A 3,242-nucleotide genomic window follows, 5' to 3' on the forward strand; every position below is an offset into this window, starting at 1 on the left:
GCGCAAACCCGACCGGCTGGCCGGTCGCGGCGTAACCCAGCGACCCCGACCCCATCTCGCCGGCGATCACCCGACCCGAATTCAGGCCTACCCGCAACCGCAGCTCAACCCCATCGCGGCGCTTTACCTCGCCCGCCAACCGGCTGGCCTCCTCCTGGATGGCCAACGCGGCCAGACACGCCCGAAAAGCGTGATCTTCCAACGCAATTGGGGCGCCGAACAGCGCCATCAGCCCGTCGCCGGTGTACTCCACGCTGCCGCCGCCGTAGCGCTGCACCACCGCGGCCGAGCGTTCCACCAGCTCGGTCATGATCTCGCGCAACCGCTCCACATCCACAGCGGCCGCGATGTCCATCGAGCGCACCACATCGGCGAACAACGCCGTCACCTGCTTGTACTCCGCCGCGTCACCAGAATGCGCTGCCCGGGCGCCGCACTCATAACAAAACTTCGCGTTCTCCTGCAGATCAGTGCCACACGACCCACACACCACGCCCGCCATTCTATTGGCGACCTTCGACCATTGCTTCGGCCCAGGCGATGTGTCCTTCGAAGCCAAGCGATTCCGCCCTCGCGCGATATTGAATGAGCAAGTCCCGGTAGGCGACGTCGTCGCCGCGGGCCCGCGCCAGTAGAGCCCGTAGCCGCAGCAACCAGATTTCACGCATCGCCAGGCCGTCATCAGCGGGCGCGGCGGCTAGCCGCTCGATCATAGCCTCGGCTTCGGCCACCTCAGCCTCGGCTCCACGATCCAGCAATGTCTCCACCAGAACACCAATCGCGGGAATGGCGTAGCCCCACGCCAGCAGTCGTCCATCGCGAACCAGGCGGTCGATGGACGCGACGATGCCCGGTATCGACTCATCGCGATCTCCACGCCGAGCCCTCTCCCGCGCCAAGGACGCATTGACGAGAGGCAACTCGGAAAGGAACTGTGCCCGGCGCGCGAACGCTTCGCCAGCCGCCGCCAGCAGCTTCTCTCCGCTGGAACGATCCGCGTCCGTGTCGCGGTGCACCAGCGCGATGCCCAACGTCGCCCGTGTCAACACCAACGCCACATCATCAGCAGATCTTTCGGCGATCCTTAATGCGTCTTCGATCTCGCCCATGGCCGGATCAGGGGCAGCGAGCACGCCGAATGCGATTCCCGGGAAGAACGCATAAGTGACAGCCGTGGCATAGGACAACGGGTCGGCGCTGCGGGCCATGGCCACGCTATGGCGCAGGTCGTCAGGCCATCCAGGGCGCCCCAGGTAATACCGAGCGATAGCCCGCGATGCGAAGGCCAGGGCTAGCGGAGACCCGAAGAGGAGGTTGCCTTTAGACGGATCGCCGTCGGCCAGGTCGATAACTCTTTGTGACCAACGCAGCACGTCAGGCCAGTCGCCAACGTGCGCCTTGGTATAGATCATCGGAAAGGACAGCCCTACCGTCAGCGTCGCATCGCCGATCGACTCGGTAAGGGCCCAGGCTTCCGATGCCAGCCGCGACGCCTCGCGGATCTGGCCCTGCAACGCGTGATCGAACACCAGCCCCGCCATGCCGGTGGCCAGCGACGCCCTGTCCCCCGCGGTCTGGCACAGTTCCCGCAATTCCTCAAAGCGATCGCCCGCTACGTTCACGTGGACTCGCCAAGCTATGCCGCACAGCATGGTGCGCGGTGCGATGCGCATCGCCGTGCGGTTGTGGTCGTCGGCGGGTAGTTGGTCGGCGATCACTCGGGCGCGTTCCCAGCTTTGTCGCGCTGCGGCGACGTCGCGGTTGGTCGACCACGCAGCGGCGCGCATGTGCCAGTCAAATGCCGTGTGCAGCTCGCCGGCGGCCTGCAGATGTTCGGCGATCAGCGCCGCGTTCTCCTCCACTGAGTCGGGCTGGCGCTCCTGGATTGTGGTGGCCAAGCGTCGGTGCAATTCGGCGCGGTCGGATTTGAGTTGTGATTCGTAGGCCACCGCACGGATCAACGGATGCCGAAAGGCGTACTCGGCGTTGGGAGTGAACCGCACCTGATCGATCAGCTCGACACCGAGCAACTCGTCGACCTCCGGATCGATCCCCAGCGCGGCGAGCAGCTGCGTCCCGAAGCGAGCGCCGATCACCGATGCCGCGTTCAACGTCCGCTTGGCCGTGGCGCTCAGCCGATCGATGCGCGCCTCGATGGCAGCCTGCACGGTGGCCGGCACGCTCACCTCGGCGACATCCACCACGCAGACATAGCCGCCGCGCTCGCCGGTCAGCACATCGCGCTGCGCCAACTCCCGCACGATCTCCTCGGCGAAAAAGGGGTTCCCGTCTGCCCGCTCGGCGATGATCGCCGCGAGGTCGGTGATCGAGGGATCCGAACCCAGCAGATGGCTTAGCAATGTCGCGGTGTCCGAATCACGTAGCGGTGCAAGGGCTATCGTCTGGGCGCAGTGCACCCGGGTTAGCGCTCCTTGATACTCGGGGCGAGACGTGATCAGCACCATCGACGGGGTGCGCGGGATGACGGTGAGGAAGTCGGCCAGCATCGACTCACTGGCCGCATCGATCCAGTGCGCGTCCTCGACTATGTAGAGCGCCGGTTCGCTGCGTGCCAGCGTCGCGGTGTTGATCAGGGCGGTCAACCGGCGCCGCCGGGCATCCGGGTCGATCTGGGGCAGCGGCACCTTGGGGTCAGCGATGCCGAGCAGATCATCCAGCAGCAGCAGATCCTGCGGGTCGGCAGCCGGAATCTGTTGCCGCACTTTTCCGCGGGCGGCATGGCTGTCCAGGTCGGTCACGCCGCCGCGCGCGCGCAGCAGTCGCGTCACGGCGTGGAACGCAACGTCATGGGCGTGGGACTCGCAGAAGGTCCAAAAGACCTCGACCCCGCGTCCTGCTGCCAGCGCCGCGACCTCCCGCGCCATGCGGCTCTTGCCGATGCCCGGTGGTCCCACCACATTCACGACGCCTCCGCGGCCACCGATGGTGCGGTCCAGAAGTGCGTCGAGGGCCGCCATCTCCCAGCGCCGACCGACCAGGCTCGCCTCGGCACGGCTCACCGAGCTGTCCCGCGGGCCGATCGCCACGAGGCGGCGCGCGCCCACCGGTTCGTCGGCCCCCTTGATGTGCACCCACTCCGGTTCACCGAGCAGCACGGCGTGCTCAACGAGTCGTGCGGTGGATTCCGAGAGCATCACCCCGCCCGGCGGCGCCACCGATTCCATCCGCTGCGCGAACCCGACCGGCTGGCCGGTCGCGGCGTAACCCAGCGACCCCGAACC

General features: G+C 66.9%; 2 protein-coding genes. Both read right to left on the reverse strand.

Annotated elements, in window-relative coordinates; translation table 11 throughout:
* The coding region (locus tag WAO18_RS01195; protein ID WP_422203185.1) for an adenylate/guanylate cyclase domain-containing protein at positions 1 to 502 on the reverse strand (502 nt) is incomplete at its 3' end.
* A gap of 1 nt (position 503) precedes the next feature.
* A partial coding sequence (locus tag WAO18_RS01200) for an ATP-binding protein (RefSeq protein WP_422203187.1) occupies positions 504 to 3,242 on the reverse strand: 2,739 nt, incomplete at its 5' end.

The organism is Mycobacterium sp. (assembly GCF_049278535.1).
GTDB lineage: Bacteria > Actinomycetota > Actinomycetes > Mycobacteriales > Mycobacteriaceae > Mycobacterium.